This window comes from Microbacterium sp. Root53 (assembly GCF_001426925.1).
Classification (GTDB): domain Bacteria; phylum Actinomycetota; class Actinomycetes; order Actinomycetales; family Microbacteriaceae; genus Microbacterium.
Map to the genome: position 1 here is coordinate 93,741 of NZ_LMFR01000020.1, position 24,311 is coordinate 118,051.

A 24,311-nucleotide genomic window follows, 5' to 3' on the forward strand; every position below is an offset into this window, starting at 1 on the left:
GCGGCGGCGCGCGCCCCCGCCGCCCGGGAGGACATGTCGCGGGTGGCGCCACGTGCGCCGACGGACCGTAGGCTGGATGGATGAGGCGAGGGTCATGACCGCGGTGCCGGTCGCGATCGGCCGCCGGGCGGAGCCCGTCGGCGACCTCGCCGCGTCCGGCCCTCTGGTCGACACCTTCGGGCGCGTGCACCGCGACCTGCGGATCTCGCTCACGGACCGGTGCTCGCTGCGCTGCACGTACTGCATGCCGGAGCAGGGCAACGAGTGGCTCGCGAAGACGAGCATCCTGACCCTGGACGAGATCGACCGCGTCGCGCGCATCGCGGCCGCGGCGGGGATCACGACGTTCCGCCTCACGGGCGGCGAGCCGCTGCTGCGCACGGACATCGTCGACGTGGTGCGCCGGCTCGCGCGGATCGAGGGGCCCGACGGGCCCGTGCAGATCGCGATGACGACCAACGGCATCCGGCTGCGGGAGTCCCTCCCGGGGCTGATCGACGCCGGGCTGTCGCGCCTGAACATCTCGATCGACACGCTGCGCCGCGACCGCTTCCGCGATCTCACGCGCCGCGACCGCCTCGACGACGTGCTCGACGGCATCGCCGCGGCGGCCGAGTCGGGGCTGAGCCCGCTCAAGCTCAACGCGGTCGCGATGCGCGACGTGAACGACGACGAGCTGGTCGACCTGGTGGAGTTCGCGGTCGGGCACGGCGCGCAGCTGCGCTTCATCGAGCAGATGCCGCTCGACGCCGGCCACACCTGGTCGCGCGAGCGGATGGTGACGCGCGAGGAGATCCTCGCCGCGCTGTCCGTCCGGTGGGAGCTGACGCCCGTGCCGGGGCGCGGCGGCGCGCCGGCCGAGACGTGGCTGCTCGACGGCGGCCCTGCGCGCGTCGGCGTGATCGCGTCGGTCACGGCGCCGTTCTGCGGGGCGTGCGACCGCCTCCGGCTCACCGCGGACGGCCAGCTGCGCAACTGCCTGTTCTCGACGACCGAGTTCGACCTGCTGCCCATCCTGCGCGGCCATCCCGACGATCTGGACCGCGACCTGGACGCCATGCTGCGCGGGTGCATCCTGCGCAAGCTCCCGGGCCACGCGATCGACGATCCGTCGTTCCTCCAGCCCGCGCGGGGAATGAACGCGATCGGCGGCTGAGGGATCGGGCCGGCGTGGATCAGGCCAGTGCGGAGGCGCCCTCGCGGTAGCGCTCGGCGATCACCTGGGCGACGCGGAGGTCGGGGGCGAGCGGAGCGGTGACGACGTCGGCGCCCGCGTCGGCCACGAGGTTGGCGAAGTAGCCCGGCGCGAGCACGTAGCTGGCGGCGACCACGCGCGGCGCGCCGGCCGCCCGGGCGGCGTCGACCGCCGCCGGGATCCGCGGATCGGCGCCGGCCGCGTAGCCGACCGTCACGGGCCGGTGGAGCAGCGCGGCGAGCAGCTCGCGCATCGCCTCGACGTCCGTCGCGGCCTCGGGGCGCGACGAACCGGCGGCGGAGAGCACGACGTGGTCGCCGTCCGCGAGCCCCGACTCCGCGAGCCGCTCGGACAGCACCTCGGCCAGGAGCGGATGGGGGCCCAGAGGAGCGGTCGCCGTCACGTCGGCGCGCGTCGCGGCCGCCCGCGCGATGTCGACGCCCGTGTGGAAGCCGGCCGACAGCAGCAGCGGCACGATCACCGCCGGGCCGTCCGTCGCGGCGACCACGTCGTCGATCGATGGGTCCTGCACATCCACGAACGCCTCGGCGACGGGGACCTCCGGCAGGAGCTCCCGCACCTGGTCGATGAGCGCGTGGACGGCGTCGCGGCCCTCCGTGAAGCGGGTGCCGTGCGAGCACGCGATGAGGGTCGGCGTCGCGGTCATTCGGGATCCTCCACATTGAGACGGTAGCCGCGCTTGACCACCGTCTTGACCACGTCGGGAGCGCCCAGGGCCTCTCGCAGGCGCGCGACCGCCATCTCGACCGCGTGCGCGCTGTCGCCCGAGCGGGGCAGCGCACGCTGCAGGTCGGTGCGCGACACGACGCCGCCTCCGGCGCGGAACAGCGCGGCGAGGACGTCGCGGCTGGTGGGGGAGAGCGGGACGAACCGCCCGTCGAGCACGGCGCCGGCGCTGCGCAGCTCGAGCCGCCCGGCCGGCGTCAGGTGGGACGGGGCATGCCCGCCGCCGAAGTACGTGACGACCGCCCGCACGAGGGAGCCCAGCCTTCCGCGCTCCGCGATCAGGGTCTCGATGCCGGCCGCCACGAGCGGCTCCGCCGTGATCGGCCCCACCGCGGTCATGAGGAGCTGCCGCTCCGCGGCGAGCATCCGGATGTCCTCCAGCGCTCCGGCGCGCTCGGCCTCCTTCAGCCACTCGGCCGCTCCCGGCGCCGAGGTGAACAGCACCGCGTCCAGCTCTCCGCGTGCGGTGGCGAGCACGCTGTGGCGCACGACGGCGGGGTCCGGCGGCGGTCCCCAGCGGTACACCGTGAGGCTCACGACCTGGGCCCCGTGCGACTCGAACAGCTCGTCGAGCCCGTCGGCCCCGGAGCCGTGATGCTGCACGGCGATGCGCTTGCCCGACACGCCCTCGGCCACGAGGTATTCGCCGAGCTCGGCGGCGGTCTCGGACTCGGCGACCCAGTCGGCCGTGAGCCCGGCCTGCTGGATCGCGCCGCGCGCCTTGGGGCCGCGGGCGACCAGCTGCGCGCCGCGGAAGGCCGCGAGCAGCTCGTCGGCCAGCCCCGCCTCCTCGGCCGCCTCGATCCAGCCGCGGAAGCCGACGCCCGTGGTCGCGACCACGACGTCCGGCGGGTCGGCGATCAGCTCGCGCGTGCGGGAGATCAGGGTGGCGTCGTCGATGTGCGACTCGATCGTGAGCGCGGGCGCCTGCTGCACGGTCGCGCCGTGGCGCTCGAGGGCCGCCGTGAGCTCGCTCGAGCGGCGGTCGACCGCGATGAGGATCGCGCAGCCGGTGAGCGCGTTCGAGAGCAGGCGGGCCGCGGGGGAGGGTTCGGGTGCGGTGTCCGGCACGTGGTTCACGTCCTCAGTGTCGGGGGTGGAGATTTCGCGGATGTGACGCGACGGCCCGTCGGGTGCGGACCGGGTCGGGTCAGGCCGCGTCGCCCGCGAGCGCCGCGGCCGGCGCGGGCAGCAGGAGGTCGAGGCGCGCGACCTCGCCGATCACGATCACCGCGGGATTGCGCACGCCCGCCGCGCGGGCGTCGGCCACCGCCCGCGCCAGGGTCGTGCGGGTCGTGCGCTGCCGGGGCGTGTGCCCGCTCTCGACGATCGCGATCGGCCGGGTCTCGGGCGCTCCGGCCTCCAGCGCGCCCGCGACGATGCGCTCGAGCGCCGCGACGCCCATGAGCACCACGGTCGTGACGGAGTCGTCGGCGAGCGCCGCGAGCGTGGATGCGGTCAGCGGCGCCTGGCCGTTGACGACGTGCATGGCGCCCGAGACGCCGCGGTGCGTCACGGGGATGCCGGCGGCCTGGGGGACCGACACGGCCGACGTGGGCGCGGGGACGACCTCGACCGGCACGCCCGCCTCGAGGCACGCGGTGACCTCCTCGCCGCCGCGTCCGAACACGAACGGATCGCCGCCCTTCAGGCGCACGACGCGGCGCCCGGCGCGGGCGTGCTCGACGATCAGGGCGTTGATCCGGTCCTGGGGCACGGGGTGGTGCCCGGGGCGCTTGCCGACGTCGACGACCTCGACCTCGGGGTCGAGCTCGCTCAGCACGTCGACGGGACCCAGGCGGTCCGCGATCACGACGTCCGCCTCCGCCAGCAGCCGCCGCGCGCGCACGGTCATGAGGTCGACGGGGCCCGGGCCGCCGCCGACGAGGGCGACGCGGCCGCGCGCCGTCTCGCGCACGCGGCGCAGCGGCAGGGCGCCGCGGTCGGCGAGGGCCGCGATCGCGTTGCGGACCCGTGCCGCCCGGCGCGGGTCGACGCCGGCATCCGACGCGACGCCGATCACGACGTCTCCGGAGCGGGTCTCGGCGGTCAGCCGCGCGGATCCGTGTGCGCCGTCCGACGCGTTCACGCAGAACGTGCGGCGGGCCTCGCACCACGCCGCGACGTCGGCGTCGAGGCGGGCGCTTCCGGTCGCGGTGTGCACGAGCCACGCGCCGTCGACGTCGTCCTCGCGCACGGGGCGCGGTGCCCAGGCGATGCCGTGCCGGTCGACGAGCTCTCGCGTCGCCTCCGACAGCTCGGGGGCGACGACGCGGACGACCGCGCCCTCATCGAGCAGGCGGGGGAGACGGCGGGCGGCGACCGAGCCGCCTCCGACGAACAGCACGTCGCGTCCGGCGAGCGACAGCCCGAGCATGGTCGTCACGATCGCGCTCCGTCCCACTTGATGTACACGTCCCCGTCCGAGACCGCGACGGGGAAGACGGGGATGTCGCGCGCATCCTTGCCCTGGGTCTCCACGACCATCCCGGTGCGGAGGTCCCACGCCTGCTTGTGGAGGGGCGAGGCGATGGTGGGCACGTCCTCGCGCGCCCCGTCGTCGTCCGAGTATCCCGGAGGCGTGTTTCCCGACGGCGTCGCCGTGTTTCCGAGGGATTTCGTCCCGACGATGCCGCGCGAGAGGACGTTCGCGCCGCCGTACGGGTCGTAGTTGGAGACCGCGCGGACCGTGCCGTCGGTCAGCAGGAACAGCGCGACCTGCGTCGCGCCGCCCAGCAGGGCCGCGCGGCCGCGCTCGACCTCGAGGTCGCTCAGGGCGCACACGCGCACCCAGCCGGATGCGGAGCCGGCGGCGGGCGCCGCGGTCTCCGGGCGGTCTGTCTCGGGACGGGCGACCAGCGTCATCAACGCACCTCCAGCGTGGTTCCGGCGATCAGGACGGGGCCGTCTCCGCGCTCGGCGGCCTCGCGCTCCTCGGGCGAGGCGGGGCGCACCTGGCCGCGCTCGGGCACGTACGCGAGCGAGGGATCCGGAGTGTCGGGCGCGTTCACGAACGACGCGAAGCGCTTGAGCTTCTCGGGGTCGCGCAGCGTCGCGGCCCACTCGTCCTCATAGTTGTCGACGTGGCGCGCCATCTGCGCGTCCAGGTCGGCGCAGATCCCCAGGCTGTCATCGAAGATCACGCGGCGCAGCTCCTCGATGCCGCCCTCGAGCTCCTCGAACCACGGGGCCGTGCGCTGCAGGCGGTCCGCCGTGCGGATGTAGTACATGAAGAACCGGTCGATCGCCGTGATCAGCGCGTCGTCGTCCAGGCCCTCGGCCAGCAGCTGCGCGTGGCGGGGCGTGAAGCCGCCGTTACCGCCGACGTACATGTTCCAGCCGTGCTCGGTGGCGATCACGCCCACGTCCTTGCCGCGGGCCTCGGCGCACTCGCGCGCGCAGCCCGAGACGCCGAGCTTGAACTTGTGCGGGGCCCGCAGGCCGCGGTAGCGCAGCTCGAGCTTGACGGCCATGCCGACCGAGTCGAGCACGCCGTAGCGGCACCACGTCGAGCCCACGCACGACTTCACGGTGCGCAGCGACTTGCCGTACGCGTGGCCCGACTCGAAGCCGGCGTCCACCAGGCGCTGCCAGATCAGCGGCAGCTGCTCGAGGCGCGCGCCGAACATGTCGACGCGCTGGCCGCCCGTGATCTTCGTGTAGAGGCCGAAGTCCTTCGCGATCTGGCCGACCGCGATCAGGCCCTCGGGCGTGACCTCGCCGCCGGGCATGCGCGGCACGACCGAGTACGAGCCGTCCTTCTGCAGGTTGGCCATCACGTGGTCGTTGGTGTCCTGCAGCGTCGCGTTCTCGCCGTCGAGCACGTGCGCGCCCACCAGGCCCGACAGGATGCTCGCGATCGCCGGCTTGCAGATGTCGCAGCCGCGGCCGTGGCCGAAGCGCTCGATGATCGCGCTGAACGTCGTGAGCTCCGACACCCGGATGGCGTCGAACAGCTGCCGGCGCGACATGTCGAAGTGCTCGCACATCGCGTTGCTGACGGTCTGGCCGAGCTTGGTCAGCTCCTTGCCGACGATCTTCTTGACCGCCACGAAGCAGGATCCGCAGGTGGCGCCGGCCTTGGTGCACGTCTTGACGGCGGTGGCGTCCATGCAGCCGTCCTCGTGCACGGCGCCGCGGATCCGGCCCGCGGTGACGCTCGAGCACGAGCAGACGATCGCCTCGTCGGGCAGGTCGCCGGTCGGGGCCTCGACGCCGTCGGCCGGCATCAGGTACGCGGCGGGGTCCCCGCCCAGGGCACTGCCCACGAGCGGGCGCAGCGAGCCGTACGCCGACGCGTCGCCGACCAGGATGCCGCCGAGCAGGGTCTTGGCGTCGTCCGAGAGCACGAGCTTCTTGTAGACGCCCGCGACCGGGTCGGTGTAGACGACGTCCAGCGCGCCGGGCGTGGTGCCGAACGCGTCGCCGAAGCTCGCGACGTCGACCCCCGACAGCTTCAGCTTGGTGGAGTCGTCGTATCCGGGGAACGCCGCGGCGCCGCCGAGCAGGCGGTCGGCCGCGACCTCGGCCATGGCGTAGCCGGGGGCCACCAGGCCCACGCAGCGGTCCTCGAAGCTCGCGACCTCGCCGATCGCCAGGATGGCCGGGTCGCTCGTGAGGCAGCCCTCGTCGATCACGACGCCGCCGTGCGCGCCGATCTCGAGGCCCGCCTCGCGGCCCAGCTCGTCGCGCGGGCGCACGCCGACCGTGAAGATCACGACGTCCGTGCGGGCGTACGAGCCGTCGCGGAACTCGAGGCCCGTGACGTGACCCGAGCGATCCGGGTCGAGGCGCGTGGTGCGGCTCTCGGTGCGCACCGCGATGCCCTTGGCCTCGATCAGGCGGCGCAGCGTCGAGCCGCCCGCGAGGTCCAGCTGCGCCGACATGAGCCGGTCCGACGACTGCACGACCGTGCACTCCACGCCGAGGCCCTGCAGCGCGCCCGCGGCTTCGAGGCCGAGCAGGCCGCCGCCGATCACGGTGCCCGCGAGCGGCCGGCCGAGCTCGGCGGAGCGGGACTCCACGAACGCGCGGATGCCCGCGACGTCGTCGAGCGTGCGGTACACGAACGTGCCGGGCAGGTCGGCGCCGTCCGCTCCGGGACGGGCCGCGTAGGAGCCGGTCGCGAGCACCAGGCGGTCGTAGGCGATCTCGGCGCGCGAGCGCGTCGTGACGGTGCGCGCCGAGCGGTCGATCCGGATGACGGGGTCGCCGGGCGTGAACGAGAGGCGCTCGTCGTCGAGCACGCCGCGGTCGAGCGTGAGGTCGTCGGCGCCCGCGCCCGAGAAGAAGCCGGTGAGGCCGACGCGGTCGTACGGGTGGCGGCCCTCGTCGCCGATCAGCGTGACGCGCACGTCGGCGTCGGTGCGGCTCAGCAGGCTCTCGACGAAGCGGTGCGCCACCATGCCGGCGCCGACGACGACGATGCGACGGGGTGTTTCGGTCGAGGCGGTCATCTCGCTCCTGCCGGTGGGGGACGGTGTGGATCCCACGGTAGGAACGGCGTGTTTCGCCGCGGCGCGGCGTTCGATTACCCCGAGCGAACGATTCCCTCACGTCGGGGCGGCGCCGCGTGTGAGTTCCGCGCGGCGCGAGACGTCATCTCCGGCACGAGACCGCATCCCCGGCCCGAGACCGCATCCCCGGCCCGAGACCGCGGTGGTCCGCTGCGGTCTCGGGGCGGCGTTGCCGTCTCGGCGGGGGCCTCGCTCAGAGGCCGGCGCGGTCGGTGAGGACGATCGGGCCGTCCTCGGTGATCGCGATGGTGTGCTCCGAGTGCGCGCCGCGCGAGCCGTCGGCGCTGCGCAGCGTCCAGCCGTCCGGGTCGGTGATGAGCTCGTCGGTGGTCTGCAGGAACCACGGCTCGATCGCGATCACGAGGCCCGGCTTGAGCGGGAAGCCCCGGCCCGGGCGGCCGTCGTTGGGGACGTGCGGGTCGCCGTGCATGATGCGGCCGACGCCGTGGCCGCCGAAGTCCGTGTTGATGCTGAGGCCCTCGCCGCGGGCGACGGCCGCGATCGCGGCCGAGATGTCGCCGATCCGGTTGCCGACCGTGGCCGCGGCGATCGCGGCGTCGAGGGCGCGCTCGGTCGTGTCGATCAGCGCGAGGTCCTCGTCGCGCGGGGTGCCGACCACGAACGACACGGCCGAGTCGGCGACCCAGCCGTCGACGGACGCCGCGAAGTCGAGCGTGACGAGGTCGCCGTCGCGCAGCGCGTAGTCGAAGGGGAGTCCGTGGAGCACGGCGTCGTTGATCGACGTGCAGATCACCTTGCCGAACGGGCTCGCGCCGAACGAGGGGTGGTAGTCGATGTAGCAGGACTCCGCGCCGGCCCTGCGGATCATGTCGTGCGCGCGCCGGTCGAGCGCGAGCAGGTTGGTGCCGACCTTGGTCTCCTCGCGCAGGGTCGCGAGCACCTCCGCGACGAACCGGCCCGCGGGCCGCATCTGCTCGATCTCGGCCGGGGTGCGCAGTTCGATCATCAGAGTCCTCTCACTCGCGTCCATTCTCCCTGATCCCGTCTGGACGGCCGGTGGCATCCTGTGTCTTCCTCATGGATCGGGATCCGACCCGCCCGTCGGCGGGGGAGCGCGCCTAGCATCGGGACATGGCCCTCCGTCGTCTGCTCTCCCGCTGGCTGTGGCCCGCGGCCGTCGTGCTGCCCGTCTGGCTGCTGATCGGCTGGGGCGTGTCGGGGGCGAACGGATGGGCCTTCCTGTGGGTGCTCTTCATCGCCGTGCCGTCGGTCCTGATCGGCCAGGTCGTGCTGATCCTGCTGAACCGCGCCCGCCCGTCCGTGCGGCGGACGGGTGCCGTGTCGTGGCTCGACGTGGCGGGCTTCGGGGTCTGGCACGCCCTGACGATCGCGGTCGGTCTGTTCGTGGAGGCCTGGTTCGGCCTCACGCTGGCGCTCGCGATCCTCGCCGCCGTCGGCCTCCTGTGGCTGCAGCTCTGGCAGCTGTGGCGCGAGGCGTCGCCGTCGCGGCTGCTCCGCACCCCCTCCACGTCGAACGTCATCGTCATCGACGAGCGCTGACGCGCCCGGGCCCGGCCGGCGGCGTGCGATCGGTTCTGATAAGATCGCTGTTTGTGCCGTGGCCGGTGCAGCTGTCGCTGTGCCCGCTTCGCCGCTCTGCCTCAGGGGAGCCGAGGGTCGTCCGACCTCACAGCACACGCAGACAACCACCATCTCAGACGCGGCCGACCTGTGGCGGCCGCAGGAAGTGATCCGATATGCACATCCTCGACACCGTCGACGCCGCCTCGCTGCGCACCGACATCCCCGAGTTCGGCCCCGGCGACACCGTCAAGGTCCACGTCAACATCGTCGAGGGCTCGCGCTCGCGCATCCAGGTCTTCCAGGGTGTCGTGATCGGCCGCCAGGGCGACGGCGTCCGCGAGACCTTCACGGTCCGCAAGATCAGCTTCCAGGTCGGCGTGGAGCGCACCTTCCCGGTGCACTCGCCGGTCATCGACCACATCGAGGTCGTGACCCGCGGTGACGTGCGCCGCGCCAAGCTGTACTACCTGCGCAACCTGCGCGGCAAGAAGGCGAAGATCAAGGAGAAGCGCGACAACGGCTGAGCCCGCGTCCCACTCCCATGGAACCCCGCGACCGATCGGTCGCGGGGTTCCGTGCATCCGGGGAGGGGCGGCGACGCGACGCGCGCGACGTGCGCGGATCGTCGGCGGGCCGACGGTCGCACGGGTCCGGATGTGCGAACCTGGAAGGAGCGCTCCGGACCGGGCGCGGCAGTCGAAGGAACCCATGAGCAGCGAGCCCCCCGCCTCCGCAGCGCCCCTGCACCGTCGCGACGCGCGGGAGGCCGCGGCGCACGCCCCGCGGCGGGGCCGCGGCTGGCTCGCCTTCCTGCGCGACGTGCTCGTGATCGTCCTGATCGCGGTGGTCGTGTCGTTCCTCGTGAAGACCTTCGTGGTGCGCTCGTTCTTCATCCCGTCAGCGTCGATGGAGGACACGCTCGTCATCAACGACCGGATCCTGGTCGACGAGCTGACGCCCGACTGGTCCGGATACGACCGGGGCGACGTCGTCGTGTTCGCCGACCCGGGCGGCTGGCTCGACCCGACGCCCGAGCCGCCGCGGTCGCCGTTCGAGACGGGCGTGGACTGGCTGCTCAGTCTCGTGGGCCTGTCCGCCTCCGACTCCGACGACCACCTCGTCAAGCGGATCATCGGTCTCCCCGGAGACCACGTCGTCTGCTGCAACGCGTTCGGCCAGATCACGGTCAACGACGTGCCGATCGACGAGATGGGCTACATCAAGCTGCCCGCCGGCGACACCGAGGCGTCCGAGGTCGAGTTCGACGTGACGGTGCCCGACGGATCGCTGTGGGTGCTGGGCGACAACCGCGACCGGTCGAAGGACTCGCGCTACAACACGGACCAGCCCGGCGAGGGATTCGTGCCGCTCGACAACGTGGTGGGCCGGGTGTTCCTGCGGACCTGGCCGCTCGAGCGGTTCGGCCCCATCGACGGACACCACGAGGTGTTCGCCGGCGTGCCAGGGGCCGCCGACGCGATCGAGGAGGCGTCGCGCTGATGGCCGTCGCCGTGCCCACCCTGTCGCTGGAGCGGCGCCTGCTGCGCGAGACGCCGCTGGTCTTCGCGTGCGACGAGGTGGGGCGCGGCGCGCTGGCGGGGCCGGTCGCGGTGGGCGCCTCGGTGATCGACGCGGCGTCGGCGCGGCGTCGCGTGCCCGAGGGGCTGCGCGACTCGAAGCTCGTGCCCGAGCCGAAGCGGGCCGCCGTGGCCGAGCGCGCCGCCGGATGGGTGCGCGCCAGCGCCGTCGGGTGGGCCGAGGCCGACGAGATCGACGAGGTCGGGATCATCCGGGCCCTCGGGCTCGCGGCCGTGCGGGCGCTGGCGGCGCTCGAGGAGCTGGGCTTCGCCCCGGCGACCGGCGTCGTGCTGCTGGACGGCAACCACGACTACATCACCCCCGTCTCGCGCCCGGCCGGCGGGGCGGGGCTCACGGTGCGGCCCGTCATCAAGGCCGACCGGGACTGCGCATCGGCGTCGGCCGCGTCGGTCATCGCGAAGGTCGCCAGGGACGCCCGCATGGTGGCCCTGCACGACGAGCACCCGCACTACGACTGGTGCAGCAACAAGGGCTACGCCAGCCCCACGCACCGCGCCGCGATCCGCGAGCTCGGCCTGAGCGCGCACCACCGGCGCTCGTGGGCGATCGCGGACGCCCCGACGCTGTTCTGACCGGGCCCGGCCCCGCCTCGGCGGCGTGCGCTCCGGGCCGGTCCGGCGCGCTCCCGCGCGGCCATAGGATGGAGTCACCATGGATGACGAGGTCTTCGACGACTACGACCGCGAACTCGAGCTGGCGCTCTACCGCGAGTACCGCGACGTCGTCTCGCAGTTCCAGTACGTGATCGAGACGGAACGGCGCTTCTACCTCGCCAACGACGTCAGCGTCGTGCGTCACGACACCGAGCACGACTTCTACTTCGAGCTGACGATGACCGACGTCTGGGTGTGGGACATCTACCGCGCCGACCGCTTCGTGAAGTCGGTGCGCGTCCTGACGTTCAAGGACGTCAACATCGAGGAGCTCTCGCGGCGCGACTTCCAGCTGCCCGAGGAGCTCTCGATCGACGGCAAGTAGCCGGCCCTCGTCCACAGGCCGCGTCCACGGCCGGATCTCCGCCTGAGCGGCCGTCGGCCGCTCGCGGCGCCGCGATCCCCGGCACGCTCGGGGCATGGCACGCAAGGACGAGCTGGGCCGGGCGGGGGAGGACCGCGCCGCCGCGTATCTGACGGAGCGCGGGTACGAGATCCTCGACCGCAACTGGCGCTGCCCCGCGGGCGAGATCGACATCGTCGCGGCCCGACCCGGGCGCCTGGCGGTGGTCGAGGTGAAGACGCGCAGCGGGATCGCGTACGGGCATCCGTTCGCGGCGATCGACGATCGCAAGCTCGGCCGGCTCTGGCGGCTGGCGCTGGCGTGGGCCGCCGCCCATCCCGGACACGCGCGCCGCCGCCGGATCCGGGTGGACGGCATCGCGATCATCGGGCGCGACCCGCGCACGGCGACGCTCGAGCACCTCGAGGGGCTGCGGTGAGGGTCGCGCGCACGTGGGCCGTTGCCCTGACGGGTCTGCGCGGCGAGCTCGTGGAGGTCGAGGCCGACCTCACGGCGCAGACGCCCGAGTTCAAGCTCATCGGGCTGGCGGACAAGGCGCTCGGCGAGGCTGTCCGGCGCGTCACGAACGCGTGCGAGAACAGCGACATGCGGCTTCCCGACCGGCGCCTCACGGTGAACCTCTCGCCGGCCGGGCTGCCGAAGCAGGGAACGGGCTTCGACGTCGCGATCGCAGTCGCGGCGCTCGCGACGGACGGTCTCATGCCGCCCGAGTCCCTGGCGCGCACGGTGCACATCGGCGAGCTCGGCCTGGACGGGCGGCTGCGGCCGGTCCCCGGCGTGCTGCCGGCCGTGCACGCGGCCGCGCGGCGGGGCTTCGACCGGTTCGTCGTCCCGCACGCCAACCTCGCCGAGGCCGAGCTCGTGCCCGGCGTCGAGGTGCTGGGGGCCGTCAGCCTGGCGCAGGTGGCGCGCTGGCACGGCGCCGACGTCGAGGTGCCCGACGTCGAGCCCGTGCCGGGGGAGGCGCGGCGCCCGCGCGCCACCGAGCGCCTGGACCTGGCGGAGATCGTGGGGCAGCCCGCCGCGGTCGAGGCGCTGATCGTGGCCGCCGCGGGCGGGCATCACCTGCTCATGTCGGGGCCTCCCGGAGCGGGGAAGACCATGCTCGCGCGGCGCCTGCCGGGCATCCTGCCGCCGCTCGACGACGACGCCGCGCTCGAGGTCGCCTCGCTCCGGTCGCTGGCCGGAGAGCCCGTCTCGAAGCTGGACCGCACGCCGCCTTTCGAGGCGCCGCACCACTCCGCGTCGATCGCCGCGCTGATCGGCGGCGGCTCGCGCACGGCGCGACCCGGGGCGATCGCGCGCGCGAGCCGCGGCGTCCTGTTCGTCGACGAGGCCGCGGAGGCGCCCGGCGGGGTGCTCGACGCGCTGCGGCAGCCGCTCGAGCAGGGCCGGATCGAGATCCACCGCGCCGGATTCCGGGCGGAGTTTCCCGCGCGGTTCCAGCTCGTGCTGGCGACCAATCCGTGCCCGTGCGGCGAGTACGGCGTGCGGGGCGGCGCGTGCGCCTGCGCGCCCAGCGTGATCCGGCGCTACCTGTCCCGGCTGTCGGGGCCCCTGCTGGACCGGATGGACATCGATCTGCGGCTGCAGCGCGTCGCCTCGTCGCACCATGACGGCACCGCGCCGGTGAGCACCGCCGAGGCGCGCGAGCGGGTCGCGGCGGCCCGGGAGCGCGCCGCGGCTCGGCTGCACGGCACGCCGTGGCGGGTCAACGCCGACGTGCCCGGCGCGTGGCTGCGGCAGGGGCCGCGTGCCATCGCCCCGGACGCGCGGCGCACGCTCGAGACGGCCCTGCAGCGCGGCGCCATCACGCTGCGCGGCTATGACCGCATCCTGCGCCTGGCATGGACCATCGCCGACCTCGCCGGGCGCGACGAGCCGTCGACGGCCGACGTCGGTCAGGCGCTGTTCCTGAAGAAGGGGGTGACGGAATGAGCGAGCCCGGCGTGCTGCGGGACGGCGGCCTGCGCGAGGCCGTCGGCCTGGTCCGGTCGACCGTGACGGATCCGGACGTGCGCGCGGCCCGCCTGGTGTGGAGCGCTCTGGCCGAGCCTGGGGACTCCGTGGCCGGGTCCCTCGTGGCCGCGCTGGGCGCGGTGGACGCGCTGCGGACCGTCGAGCGCGCGGCGGCCGGCGGTCTCATGCCCGGCGTGCCGGGCGTCGAGCCGCGGGAGCTCGCGGTGCAGCTCGAGCGCTGGCGACCCCGCCTCGGCGCCCGACTGCTCGCGGCGGTGGCGCACGAGGCGGCCCGGGCGGGCCTGACGCTGCTCGCGCCGGAGGGCGCGGTCTGGCCCGAGCGGCTCGCGGACCTCGGCGCGCACGCCCCGGTGGCGCTGTGGGTGCGCGGCGACGCCGCGGCGCTCGGCGCGCTCGACCGCTCGGTGGCGCTCGTCGGGGCCCGCGCGTCCACGGCCTACGGCGAGCACGTCGCCGGGATGCTCGCGGGCGACCTGGCGGGGGAGGGTATCGCCGTCGTGTCCGGCGGCGCGTACGGCATCGACGGCGTCGCGCACCGCGCGGCGCTGGGCGCCGGCGGCCTCACGGTCGCCTTCGTCGCGGGCGGCGCGGATCGGGTCTACCCGGCCGGGCACGCGCACCTGTTCGCGCGCATCGCCGAGCGGGGCGCGATCGTGGGGGAGGTCGCACCCGGCGGCACGCCGACCAAGTGGAGGTTCCTCCAGCGCAACAGGCTGATCGCCGCCGTGAGCGCCGCGACCGTCGTGGTCGAGGCGGGCCGGCGCAGCGGCTCGCTCAACACCGCCGGGCACGCGGCTGCGCTCGGGCGTCCGCTCGGCGCGGTGCCCGGCGCCGTCACGAGCGCGACGTCCGACGGCTGCCATCGGCTGCTGCGCGAGTTCGACGCCACCTGCGTCACGTGCGCGGCGGACGCGCGCGAGCTCCTCGGCGAATGGGGCCCCGGCGGGGCGGCGCCCGCCGACGACCGCCCGCGCCCCGAGGCCATCCGCGTCCTGGACGCGCTGGCCGCCCGCGCCTGGCGCGACCTGGCCGACGTCGCGCGTCGATCGGGAATGTCCTTCGCCGAGGTGCAGGCCGAGCTCGGCCTGCTGGAGCTCGACGGCCGGGTCGAGTCCTCGGCCGACGGATGGCGCCTGGCCCGCTGACGCCGCGACACGCGCGATCGGCTCTTGACTAACCACAGCTAAACCGGTCAAGTGAAGTCCGGGCGGGCAACGACGCCGGCCCGGAACAGGAGGAGCACCCGTGGGTGACCAGAAACTCTCGCGACGCGACATGATGCGGATCGCCGGCTCGGTCGCGGCAGGATCCGTCCTCGGAGCGGCGTCGATCGGCGCCGGATCCGCCGCGTTCGCCGCGCCGGGCGGCAACAAGCCCCGCCCCGTGAAGCAGGGCCCCGGCATGGTCTGCGACGTCGAGGTGAACAATCAGAGCATGCTCAACGTCGGGCGCTACAAGCTCGCCAAGAGCGGCGCGAACGCGTTCGACATCGGCATCGTCTTCGCCTCGAACATCAACAACGACGGCACCGGCAGGGCCGTGGTGCACCACAACGAGAACGTGACCCGCGTGCTGCAGAACGTCGACACCGAGATCCGTCCGCTGCAGAAGCAGGGCATCAAGGTGCTGCTGTCGATCCTCGGCAACCACGGCGGCGTCGGCTTCGCGAACTTCCAGACCTACGAGGAGGCCGACGCCTTCGCGGCGCAGCTCGCCGACGCCGTGTACACGTACGAGCTGGATGGCATCGACTTCGACGACGAGTGGGCGCGATACGACCTCGGCCACCCGGTCAACGCGTGGTCGTTCCCGTACCTGGTCAAGGCGCTCCGCACGCGGATGCCCGACAAGATCATCTCGCTGCACTGGTACGGCCCGATCACCGAGACGCTCGAGTACGAGGACATCCGGGTGGGCGAGCTCATCGACTACAGCTGGAACGCGCTCTACGGCACGTGGATCGTGCCGGAGGTCCCCGGGCTCGGGAAGGACGCGCTCGCTCCGGCCGCCGTGAACCTGACGGCGACCGATCCCGGCACGGCGACGCTGCTCGCGACCCGCACGGTGGCCGAGGAGTACGGGCTCTACAACACCTACAACCTGACGTCCGCGGACGCGTCGGCGTACCTGACGCCGATCACGATCGCGATGAACGGCGAGCGCACGGTCTACACCGGCTGATCGTCCCCCTGACCGGCCGCCCGTCCCCATCCCGTCGGGGGCGGGCGGCCTCTTCATGCCGCGGGAGGGCCTCGCGCCCAAGCGGCTCAACGCGGGAGCCTCGGATGCGGCCGCCGCGCGCGTCGAGCTCGAGGCGGTGGCGTCGTGAACGACACCTCGGAGTTCGAGCGCATCATCGCGCTGCTGCTGCCCGCGCTGGGTGAGACGCTCGCGATGGTCGCGATCGTCATGTTCCTCGTGGTCCTGCTCGGCACCCCGCTCGGCGTGCTCGTGTTCAACCTGTCGGAGGGCGGGCTGTTCCCGGACCGCCTGCTGCACGGCGTGCTGAGCTGGCTCATCAGCATCGGGCGGTCGCTGCCCTTCCTCGTGCTCATGGCGGCGCTGATCCCGTTCACGCGGCTGGTCGTCGGCACGAGCATCGGCATCCCGGCCGCCGTGGTGCCCATGACCCTCGCGGGCACGGCGTTCTTCAGCCGGATCGTCGAGAACGCGATCCGCGCGGTCCCGCCGATCCTCGTCAAGGTCGCGCGCGCGTCCGGCGCCTCCAACGGCCAGATCATCACCAGCGTCCAGCTCAGCGAGGCCGTGCCCATCCTGCTCGGCGGCCTCACGATCAACTCGATCGCGATGGTCGACTACTCGGCGATCGCCGGCACGATCGGCGCAGGCGGTCTCGGCTACGTCGCCGTCACGTACGGCTACCAGCGGTTCGACCAGCCGGTCATGCTCGCGACGATCATCGCGCTCGTGCTGTTCGTCGGAGCGATCCAGCTGGTCGGCGACCGGCTCGTCCGTCGCGCGACGCCGGAGCTGGCCCGCTCGGCCGGCCGGCCCCGCCTGCTGCAGCGCGCCCGCTGATCCCGCACCCCACCCCACCCGAATACCCACCCGAAATCGGAGCATCCCCATGACCGACACCCCCACGCTCGTCAAGCCGAGCGCCGGCGCCCCCGACGGGCCCGATCTCGAGCTCGAGCTCAAGCGCCGCTCGAAGTGGCCCTGGATCGTCGGCGGAGTCGTCGCGGCCGCCGCGATCGCCGCCGTCCTGATCGTCCCCCGCCTCGGCGGCACGGCCACGGCGAACGAGACGCCCGGCGCCACGCTGTACATCACGACCGTCGAGGGTCAGCCCACCGAGACCGCGCTCATCGAGTTCGTGGCAGAGGAGGTCGCGCCCAAGTACGGCATCGAGGTGGCCTTCCGCGGCCTCGCCGACAGCACGACCCTGAACCGCGCCGTGAGCGAGGGCGAGGTCGCCGGCACGATCTACCAGCACAAGCTCTGGCTGGGCCAGGTGCTCGAGGCCAACCCGGACTTCCAGCTCGAGGCCGCGACCCCCGTGTTCCGCTGGGGCTTCGGCCTGTGGTCGGACAGGTGGGAGAGCGTCGACGAGCTCCCGCAGGGCGCGACCGTCTCGCTGTACTCCGACCCGGCCAACGAGGCGCAGGGGCTCTGGGTGCTGCAGGAGGCCGGCCTGATCGAGATCGACCCCGCGGTCGAGTACTACGAGGCCACGGTCGACGACATCGTGTCGAACCCGAAGGACCTGCAGTTCCGCCTGCTCGACTTCGCCGCCCAGTCGCGTGCGCTGCCCGACCTCGACGCCGCCGTCGGCTACACCGAGTACTACCTCTCGGCGCAGATCCCGATCGAGAAGCAGATCTTCGCGCCGACCCCGCCCGACGAGTTCGCCGGTCAGCTGACCATCGGCAGCAAGTGGAAGGACACCGAGAACATCCAGAAGCTCGTGGCCGCCTTCCAGGACCCGGCCGTCCAGGAGTGGCTCGCCACGAACGAGACGCCGCGCAACATCCTGCTGCCTCTCGCCGGCTACTGAGCCGGCGCATCGACCGCGGCCCGGGGGACATCCGTCTCCCGGGCCGCGGCGCGTCCGCCGGGCCGTGGGTCCACCCGCGCGCGAAGCTGGGAGCGTGCTGCTGACCCGGGCGATCGAGGCGTTCGCGGCGCACCTGTCGACAGTGCGCCGGCTCTCGCCCGCGACGGTGAGGGCGTATCGCAACGACCTGCGCGATCTGCAGGCGACGATCGGGGATCTCGAGCTGCGCGACGTCGACCTCGAGCACCTGCGCGAGTGGCTGTGGCAGGCGACCAAGCGCGGCGACGAGCGCTCCACCCTCGCCCGCCGGACCTCGTCGGCACGCGCGTTCTTCCGGTGGGCGCACGAGGAGGAGCTCGTGCCCGCGGACCCCAGCCTCCGGCTCGTCGCACCGAAACGGGGACGAACGCTGCCGCACGTCGCCGCGGCCGAGGCGCTGGGCGGCGTGCTCGACCGGCTGGGGCGGGCCGCCGCCGAGGGCGACCCGGTCGCGCTGCGCGACCACGCGCTCCTGGAGCTGCTCTACGGCGCGGGCATCCGCGTCTCGGAGCTGTGCGGGCTCGACGTCGACGACCTGGATCTCGACCGCGGCACGGCGCGCGTGCTCGGCAAGGGATCGAAGGAGCGCGTCGTGCCGTTCGGCGCGCCCGCCCAGCGGGCGCTCGGCGCCTACCTGACCCGGGGGCGCCCCGCCCTGGCGGCCCGGGGCGCGGGAGCCGGTCCAGCCGTGTTCCTCGGCGTGCGCGGAGGCCGGATGGGACCCCGCGCGGTGTACGACCTCGTCACGCGCGAGGTCGGGCCCGTCGTCGGCTCGAGCGCGGTCGGGCCGCACACGCTGCGCCACTCGGCCGCCACCCACCTGCTCGACGGCGGCGCCGACCTGCGCGCCGTGCAGGAGCTGCTCGGCCACGCCAGCCTCGGCACGACCCAGATCTACACGCACGTCTCGTCCGAGCGCCTCGCCGCCGCTTATCGATTGGCTCACCCACGTGCCTGAAGCTCGGGCCTGACACGTCAGCAGCAGGGCAGCAGCACGGCGCGGGGGACGCCGCCGAGCAGCAGCAGCGGATTGACGTACTCGCCGTGCAGGCGCACGGCGAGGTGCAGGGAGCCGGGTGCCGCGTGGCCGCCCGTGGCGACGCGACCCACGACCTGCCCGCGTGCCACCGCGTCGCCGGGGGAGAGGTCGGTCTCGACCGGCTCCAGCGTCGACACCAGCCCGCCGCCGTGATCGATCGTGAGCAGCGGGCGGTCGACCACCGTCCCCGAGAACGCCACGACGCCGGCCGCCGGCGCCAGCGCATCCGCTCCCACGGCCGACGCGACGTCGACGCCCCGGTGGCCGGGGCCGTACGCATGCGCGGGCGCGACGAACGGGGCGACGATCCGCACGCCGCCCGAGACCGGCCAGCGCCACGGCTCCGGCGTCTCGATGCGCGCCTCGGGACCCACGCCGCGCGAAGCGCCTCCCGCGGCCTCCGCCGCGCCGCCCACCAGGGCCAGCGCGAGCGCGAGCCCCGCGAGCAGACGCACCATCGGACGACGCATGATCCCAGCCTGTCGCCGACGGATGCGCGGCGGCGTCGAGGCCCGGCACCGCGCGGACAGCCGGGCCATCCGGAGCCCTGGGGACGAGCCTCGGCACGGCCGGTGAGCACGGGGCGCCGGCGCGCGGCGCGCGGGGGCGCGCCTGATACACTGAAGGTCGCATCCCGTGTGTCGGGATGACTCCGCGTGCCCAGAGCGGCGCCCGGTCTCCGGATCGGGCGACGCGGCATCCACCCCCATCGGTCCCTCTCACGAGGGCGGGAGTGCGCCGGGCACCAGGCTCGCCGGTCGACGACCGGCAGATCAACCGCAATGGCATGCGCCGGCTCGCCCGGACGTGCCCAGATACAAGGAGACAGACCATGGCTGTGGTCACCATCCGCCAGCTGCTCGACAGCGGCGTGCACTTCGGACACCAGACCCGTCGGTGGAACCCGAAGGTCAAGCGCTTCATCCTCACGGAGCGCAGCGGCATCCACATCATCGACCTCCAGCAGTCGCTGACGTACATCGACAAGGCGTACGACTTCGTCAAGGAGACCGTCGCCCGCGGCGGCACCGTGCTGTTCGTCGGCACGAAGAAGCAGGCCCAGGAGGTGCTCGCCGAGCAGGCGACCCGCGTCGGCCAGCCCTACGTCAACGAGCGCTGGCTCGGCGGTCTGCTGACCAACTTCCAGACCGTGTCGAAGCGCCTCGCGCGCATGAAGGAGCTCGAGGAGCTCGACTTCAACGACCCGGCCGGCACCGGCTTCACCAAGAAGGAGCTGCTGCTCAAGAAGCGCGAGCTGGACAAGCTCCACAAGTCGCTGGGCGGCATCCGCAACCTCACCAAGACCCCGTCGGCCCTGTGGGTCGTCGACGCCAAGCGCGAGCACCTCGCGATCGACGAGGCCAAGAAGCTGGGCATCCCGGTGATCGGCATCCTCGACACCAACGTCGACCCCGACGACCTGCAGTACCCGATCCCGGGCAACGACGACGCCATCCGCTCGGTCTCGCTGCTGACGCGCATCATCGCCGACGCCGCCGCCGAGGGCCTGCAGCAGAAGCACAACCCCGAGGGCGACGCCGAGCCGCTCGCCGAGTGGGAGCGCGAGCTGCTCGAGCAGCCGACCGAGGCGCCCGCCGAGGCCGCTGTCGAGGCGCCCGCCGAGGCCGAGACCCCGGCCGCCGAGTCCACCGAGAAGTAAGTCGTCCGGATCCGAACCGGATCCACCGAACCTGAGGAGCCAGAACCCATGGCCAACTTCACCATCGCCGACATCAAGGCGCTGCGCGAGCAGCTCGGCACGGGCATGGTCGACACCAAGAAGGCGCTCGAGGAGGCCGACGGCGACGTCGAGAAGGCCGTCGAGATCCTCCGTCTCAAGGGCGCGAAGGGCAACGCGAAGCGTGCCGACCGCTCGACGAGCGAGGGCCTGGTCGTCGCGCGTGAGCTGAACGGCAAGGTCACCCTGCTCGAGCTCGCGTGCGAGACCGACTTCGTGGCGAAGAACGAGCGCTTCATCGCGCTCGCCGACAAGGTCGTGGACGCCGCGGCCGCCGCCGGCGCCGACTCGGCCGAGGCCGCGCTGGCCGCCCCCGCGGGCGACCAGACGGTCGAGCAGCTGATCTCGGACGAGGCCGCCATCATCGGCGAGAAGGTCGAGCTGCGCCGCGTGCGCACGCTGTCCGGCGACGCCTTCCAGGTGTACCTGCACAAGACCAGCAAGGACCTGCCTCCGCAGGTCGGCGTGGTCGTGGCCTACACGGGCGGCGACGCCGAGACGGCTCGCGGCATCGCGCAGCACATCTCGTTCGCCAACCCGTCGTACCTGACGCGTGACGAGGTCCCCGAGGCCGAGGTCGAGAAGGAGCGCCAGCTCGTCACCGAGCTCACGCGCCAGGAGGGCAAGCCGGAGGCCGCCCTTCCGAAGATCGTCGAGGGCCGCCTCAACGCCTACTTCAAGCAGGTCGCCCTGCTCGACCAGGCGTACGCGAAGGACGACAAGCAGACCGTCAAGCAGGTGGCCGACGCCGCCGGCATCACGGTCACGGGCTTCGCCCGCTTCAAGGTCGGCGCGTAAGCAGCCGAGAAGGGGCCCGGATCCACGGATCCGGGCCCCTTTCCGCGCCCCGACGCGGGAGAACCCGGGGTGCTGCCGCCGTTACCGGTAGCGTGAGAAGGCGACGAAAGGGACACACACGTGATCGATGAGAAGACCGGGCGCCGCCGCGTCCTGCTGAAGCTCTCCGGCGAGGCCTTCGGCGGAGGCCAGCTGGGTGTGAACCCGGATGTCGTCAGCCAGATCGCGCGCGAGATCGCCGAGGCGACCGACACGGTCGAGATCGCGATCGTCGTCGGCGGCGGCAACTTCTTCCGCGGCGCCGAGCTGAGCCAGCGCGGCATGGACCGCGGTCGCGCCGACTACATGGGCATGCTGGGCACCGTCATGAACGCCCTCGCCCTGCAGGACTTCCTCGAGCAGGCCGGCGCCGCCACGCGCGTGCAGTCGGCCATCGCGATGATGCAGGTCGCGGAGCCGTACATCCCGCGCCGGGCGGCGCGCCACATGGAGAAGGGCCGCGTCGTGATCTTCGGCGCCGGCGCCGGCCTGCCGTACTTCTCGACCGACACGGTCGCGGCGCAGCGCGCGCTCGAGATCGGCGCCGACGAGGTGCTCGTCGCCAAGAACGGCGTGGACGGCGTCTACACCGCCGACCCTCGCACCGACCCGACCGCCACCAAGCTCGACACGGTCAGCTACTCGGACGCGCTCGTCCAGGGGCTCAAGGTCGTCGACTCGACCGCGTTCAGCCTCTGCATGGACAACCGGATGGACATGCGCGTGTTCGGCATGGAGCCCGCGGGCAACGTGACGCGCGCCCTGCGCGGCGAGAAGATCGGCACGCTCGTCACCGCCTGATGCCGCCCGGCGCGACCGCACCGCGCGGCCGCGCCGTCTCCGTCGGCGCCGCGCCGCGCCGACTAAAGTGGATGCAACACCTGATGAATGGAGTCACCGTGATCGCGGACGTCCTGGCAGAAGCCACCTCCCGCATGGACCGCGCCGTCGAGGCGGCGAAGGAGGACTTCGCGACGGTCCGCACGGGACGCGCGAACCCGCAGCTGTTCCAGAAGCTCCTCGTGGACTACTACGGCACGCCGACGCCGCTGCAGCAGCTGGCCGCGCTCGCCAACCCCGAGGCCCGCACCCTGATCGTCACGCCGTACGACAAGTCGGCGCTGAAGGCGATCGAGGAGGCCATCCGGAACATGCCGAACCTCGGGGCCAACCCGACCAACGACGGCAGCATCGTCCGCATCACGATGCCCGAGCTCACCTCGGAGCGCCGCAAGGAGTTCGTCAAGCTCGTGCGCAGCAAGGGCGAGGACGCCAAGGTGCGCATCCGCGGAATCCGCCGTCAGATCAAGGACGACCTCGACTCGCTGAAGGACGAGATCGGCGAGGACGACATCGCGCGCGGCGAGAAGGAGCTGGACGCCATCACGAAGGCGCACGTCGACAAGATCGACGAGGCCCTCAAGCACAAAGAGGCCGAGCTTCTCGAGGTCTGATCGATGACCGACGTTCCCGAAGGCAAGGGCGGCGCGCCGGATCCGGCGCACCCCCGGCCGTCGACCCCGCGCCCCGAGCACGGCACCGACTTCCACGCCAGCATCCGCGCCGCGCGCACGGAGTTCGAGCAGCACGTGGCGCAGGCCAAGCACGAGTTCGACGAGCGCAACGCGCGCATCAAGCAGCGCACGGGGCGCGACCTCATCCGCGCGACCGCGATCGGCGTCGGCATCGGCGTGATCACGGTGTCCTCGCTGATCTTCGTGAAGTGGACGTTCGTGCTGTTCGCGCTGGCCGCCGCGGTGCTGGGCGTGTTCGAGCTGACGCGCGCTCTGCAGGCGGGCGGACGAAGGATCGATCTCGTGCCGCAGCTCGCCGCGGCCGTGCTGCTCGTCGTGTCGGGCTTCCTCGGCGATCCGTGGCTGCACTGGTCGATGCTGTTCATCGCGATCGCGCTGGTCGTCGTGTGGCGCCTCCTGGCCCAGATGGCGGCCCAGGACGGCCGCGAGTACGTCGACGTGCTGCGGGACGCCGTGGCGAGCGGGTTCGTGACGGTCTACGTGCCGTTCCTCGCCAGCATGGCCGTCGTGCTGCTGCGCGAGGAGGGCGGCGAGTGGTGGGTGCTGGCGTTCATCATCATCGTGGTGATCGCCGACACGGGGGCCTACGCCGCGGGACTCGCGTTCGGGAAGCACCCGATGGCGCCGCGCATCAGCCCGAAGAAGACGTGGGAGGGCTTCGTGGGCGCCGTGGTCGCGTCGCTCGCCGCCGGCGCGCTGCTCGCGCAGTTCATGCTGGGCATCCCGTGGTGGGCGGGCCTGATCGCGGGCGCCGTTCTGGTCGCGACCGCGACGGTCGGCGACCTCGGCGAGTCCATGCTCAAGCGCGACCTCGGGATCAAGGACATGAGCTCGTGGCTCCCGGGACACGGGGGAGTGCTCGACCGCCTCGACAGCATCCTGCCGTCCGCCACGGCGGCGCTCGCGCTGCACCACCTCCTCGCCCCGCTGGCCGCCGCATGACCGGCGCGCCGCCGTTCCCCGCGGCCCGCGGACGTGAGAAGGGCTACGACCGCGCGGCGGTCGACGCGTTCCTCGCGGAGGCGCGCGCCGCCTTCGAAGCGGGCTCCGAGTCGGCGCTCGACGCACGCACCGTGCGCGAGACGGCGTTCCCCCTCCGGCGCGGCGGGTACGACGTGGGTGCCGTGGATGCGGCGCTGGCCCGCATCGAGGACGCGTTCGCGGCCCGCGAGCGGGAGCGGGCGATCGCCGAGAGCGGCCCGGAGGCATGGGTCGAGCGGGCTCGCGCCGAGGCCCAGGTCATCCTCGACCGGCTGACCCGGCCGCGCGGCGAGCGCTTCGACCGGGTGGGGCGCCTGGCCTACGGCTACGCCCCCGACGAGGTCGACGCGGTCGCCGAGCGGCTCACGCGGTTCTTCGAGTCGGGTGACCCGGTCACGGTGGAGCAGGTCCGCGCCGCGGCGTTCCGGCCCGTGCGCGGCGGCTACCGGGAGGAGCAGGTCGACGCCGTGCTCGACGCGGTCGTCGACGTGATGCTCGCGGTCCGCTGAGGCCGCATCCGGCCCC

The 24,311-nt window shown here is 73.2% G+C and carries 26 protein-coding genes; 19 read left to right on the forward strand and 7 right to left on the reverse strand.

What is annotated here, in order from left to right; all coding sequences use genetic code 11:
* Positions 1–94 precede the first annotated feature (94 nt).
* Positions 95–1,156: a GTP 3',8-cyclase MoaA gene (gene moaA / locus ASD19_RS08465; RefSeq protein WP_200941092.1), complete on the forward strand. Its 1,062-nt coding sequence runs from the start codon at positions 95–97 to the stop codon at positions 1,154–1,156.
* A 19-nt stretch (positions 1,157–1,175) separates the two neighbouring features.
* Here moaA and ASD19_RS08470 read toward each other — a convergent pair whose 3' ends face one another.
* The 6 genes from ASD19_RS08470 to map form a co-directional block, all read right to left on the reverse strand.
* Positions 1,176–1,862 carry a sirohydrochlorin chelatase gene (locus ASD19_RS08470; RefSeq protein ID WP_055991155.1) on the reverse strand — a complete coding sequence of 229 codons (687 nt, stop codon included), beginning with the start codon at positions 1,860–1,862 and terminating at the stop codon, positions 1,176–1,178.
* Positions 1,859–3,022 carry a uroporphyrinogen-III synthase gene (locus ASD19_RS08475; RefSeq protein WP_442922529.1) on the reverse strand — a complete coding sequence of 388 codons (1,164 nt, stop codon included), beginning with the start codon at positions 3,020–3,022 and terminating at the stop codon, positions 1,859–1,861. Before ASD19_RS08475 ends, ASD19_RS08470 begins: the two co-directional genes overlap by 4 nt.
* A gap of 70 nt (positions 3,023–3,092) precedes the next feature.
* Positions 3,093–4,319: a uroporphyrinogen-III C-methyltransferase gene (cobA, locus tag ASD19_RS08480; RefSeq protein WP_235563012.1), complete on the reverse strand. Its 1,227-nt coding sequence runs from the start codon at positions 4,317–4,319 to the stop codon at positions 3,093–3,095.
* Between the two features lie 5 nt (positions 4,320–4,324).
* Complete coding sequence (locus tag ASD19_RS08485; protein WP_055991161.1) at positions 4,325–4,807, reverse strand: nitrite reductase (NAD(P)H) small subunit; 483 nt, start codon at positions 4,805–4,807, stop codon at positions 4,325–4,327.
* A complete protein-coding gene (nirB, locus tag ASD19_RS08490) occupies positions 4,807–7,398 on the reverse strand; it encodes a nitrite reductase large subunit NirB (protein WP_200941093.1) in 2,592 nt (863 codons plus the stop codon). The genes ASD19_RS08485 and nirB overlap by 1 nt, the downstream gene beginning before the upstream one ends.
* Before the next feature lie 253 nt (positions 7,399–7,651).
* Complete coding sequence (map, locus tag ASD19_RS08495; RefSeq protein ID WP_055991164.1) at positions 7,652–8,425, reverse strand: type I methionyl aminopeptidase; 774 nt, start codon at positions 8,423–8,425, stop codon at positions 7,652–7,654.
* 125 nt (positions 8,426–8,550) lie between these two features.
* Here map and ASD19_RS08500 point away from each other — a divergent pair, with 125 nt between their 5' ends.
* From ASD19_RS08500 to ASD19_RS08555, 12 genes are all read left to right on the forward strand, one after another.
* Entirely contained in the window at positions 8,551–8,979 is a 429-nt protein-coding gene (locus ASD19_RS08500; protein WP_055991167.1) for a hypothetical protein, read from the forward strand.
* 197 nt (positions 8,980–9,176) lie between these two features.
* Complete coding sequence (gene rplS / locus ASD19_RS08505) at positions 9,177–9,527, forward strand: 50S ribosomal protein L19 (RefSeq protein WP_055991170.1); 351 nt, start codon at positions 9,177–9,179, stop codon at positions 9,525–9,527.
* Positions 9,528–9,711: 184 nt separating this feature from the next.
* Positions 9,712–10,503 (forward strand): signal peptidase I, encoded by a 792-nt coding sequence (gene lepB / locus ASD19_RS08510; RefSeq protein WP_055991173.1) that lies wholly within the window; start codon positions 9,712–9,714, stop codon positions 10,501–10,503.
* A complete protein-coding gene (locus ASD19_RS08515) occupies positions 10,503–11,174 on the forward strand; it encodes a ribonuclease HII (protein WP_055991176.1) in 672 nt (223 codons plus the stop codon). Before lepB ends, ASD19_RS08515 begins: the two co-directional genes overlap by 1 nt.
* Before the next feature lie 79 nt (positions 11,175–11,253).
* On the forward strand, positions 11,254–11,580 hold the full coding sequence (locus ASD19_RS08520) for a DUF2469 domain-containing protein (protein WP_055991179.1): 327 nt from the start codon (positions 11,254–11,256) through the stop codon (positions 11,578–11,580).
* Positions 11,581–11,674: 94 nt separating this feature from the next.
* The gene (locus tag ASD19_RS08525) at positions 11,675–12,037 is read left to right on the forward strand and encodes a YraN family protein (RefSeq protein WP_055991182.1); all 363 of its coding nucleotides are present in this window, start codon (positions 11,675–11,677) and stop codon (positions 12,035–12,037) included.
* Positions 12,034–13,557 (forward strand): YifB family Mg chelatase-like AAA ATPase, encoded by a 1,524-nt coding sequence (locus tag ASD19_RS08530; protein WP_055991185.1) that lies wholly within the window; start codon positions 12,034–12,036, stop codon positions 13,555–13,557. Before ASD19_RS08525 ends, ASD19_RS08530 begins: the two co-directional genes overlap by 4 nt.
* Positions 13,554–14,744, forward strand: a complete 1,191-nt coding sequence (gene dprA, locus ASD19_RS08535; protein ID WP_055991188.1) for a DNA-processing protein DprA — start codon at positions 13,554–13,556, stop codon at positions 14,742–14,744. Before ASD19_RS08530 ends, dprA begins: the two co-directional genes overlap by 4 nt.
* Before the next feature lie 100 nt (positions 14,745–14,844).
* A complete protein-coding gene (locus ASD19_RS08540) occupies positions 14,845–15,780 on the forward strand; it encodes an endo-beta-N-acetylglucosaminidase H (RefSeq protein WP_235563007.1) in 936 nt (311 codons plus the stop codon).
* 144 nt (positions 15,781–15,924) lie between these two features.
* On the forward strand, positions 15,925–16,638 hold the full coding sequence (locus tag ASD19_RS08545; protein ID WP_055991194.1) for a methionine ABC transporter permease: 714 nt from the start codon (positions 15,925–15,927) through the stop codon (positions 16,636–16,638).
* A 49-nt stretch (positions 16,639–16,687) separates the two neighbouring features.
* Positions 16,688–17,617 (forward strand): MetQ/NlpA family ABC transporter substrate-binding protein, encoded by a 930-nt coding sequence (locus ASD19_RS08550; RefSeq protein ID WP_055991197.1) that lies wholly within the window; start codon positions 16,688–16,690, stop codon positions 17,615–17,617.
* 94 nt (positions 17,618–17,711) lie between these two features.
* Positions 17,712–18,614 (forward strand): tyrosine recombinase XerC, encoded by a 903-nt coding sequence (locus ASD19_RS08555; protein WP_055991200.1) that lies wholly within the window; start codon positions 17,712–17,714, stop codon positions 18,612–18,614.
* Between the two features lie 17 nt (positions 18,615–18,631).
* Here the strand turns inward: ASD19_RS08555 and ASD19_RS08560 are convergent, their stop codons facing one another.
* A complete protein-coding gene (locus tag ASD19_RS08560) occupies positions 18,632–19,165 on the reverse strand; it encodes a murein hydrolase activator EnvC family protein (RefSeq protein WP_082543099.1) in 534 nt (177 codons plus the stop codon).
* 362 nt (positions 19,166–19,527) lie between these two features.
* Here ASD19_RS08560 and rpsB point away from each other — a divergent pair, with 362 nt between their 5' ends.
* The 6 genes from rpsB to ASD19_RS08590 all read left to right on the forward strand — a co-directional run bounded on the left by rpsB (position 19,528) and on the right by ASD19_RS08590 (position 24,295).
* A complete protein-coding gene (rpsB, locus tag ASD19_RS08565) occupies positions 19,528–20,355 on the forward strand; it encodes a 30S ribosomal protein S2 (RefSeq protein ID WP_055991203.1) in 828 nt (275 codons plus the stop codon).
* Positions 20,356–20,403: 48 nt separating this feature from the next.
* A complete protein-coding gene (tsf, locus tag ASD19_RS08570; RefSeq protein WP_055991206.1) occupies positions 20,404–21,231 on the forward strand; it encodes a translation elongation factor Ts in 828 nt (275 codons plus the stop codon).
* A 120-nt stretch (positions 21,232–21,351) separates the two neighbouring features.
* Positions 21,352–22,071 (forward strand): UMP kinase, encoded by a 720-nt coding sequence (gene pyrH / locus ASD19_RS08575; protein ID WP_055991208.1) that lies wholly within the window; start codon positions 21,352–21,354, stop codon positions 22,069–22,071.
* Positions 22,072–22,169: 98 nt separating this feature from the next.
* The gene (gene frr / locus ASD19_RS08580; RefSeq protein ID WP_055991495.1) at positions 22,170–22,724 is read left to right on the forward strand and encodes a ribosome recycling factor; all 555 of its coding nucleotides are present in this window, start codon (positions 22,170–22,172) and stop codon (positions 22,722–22,724) included.
* Between the two features lie 3 nt (positions 22,725–22,727).
* A complete protein-coding gene (locus tag ASD19_RS08585) occupies positions 22,728–23,747 on the forward strand; it encodes a phosphatidate cytidylyltransferase (RefSeq protein WP_055991211.1) in 1,020 nt (339 codons plus the stop codon).
* Positions 23,744–24,295 carry a DivIVA domain-containing protein gene (locus tag ASD19_RS08590; protein WP_055991214.1) on the forward strand — a complete coding sequence of 184 codons (552 nt, stop codon included), beginning with the start codon at positions 23,744–23,746 and terminating at the stop codon, positions 24,293–24,295. The genes ASD19_RS08585 and ASD19_RS08590 overlap by 4 nt, the downstream gene beginning before the upstream one ends.
* Positions 24,296–24,311 lie beyond the last annotated feature (16 nt).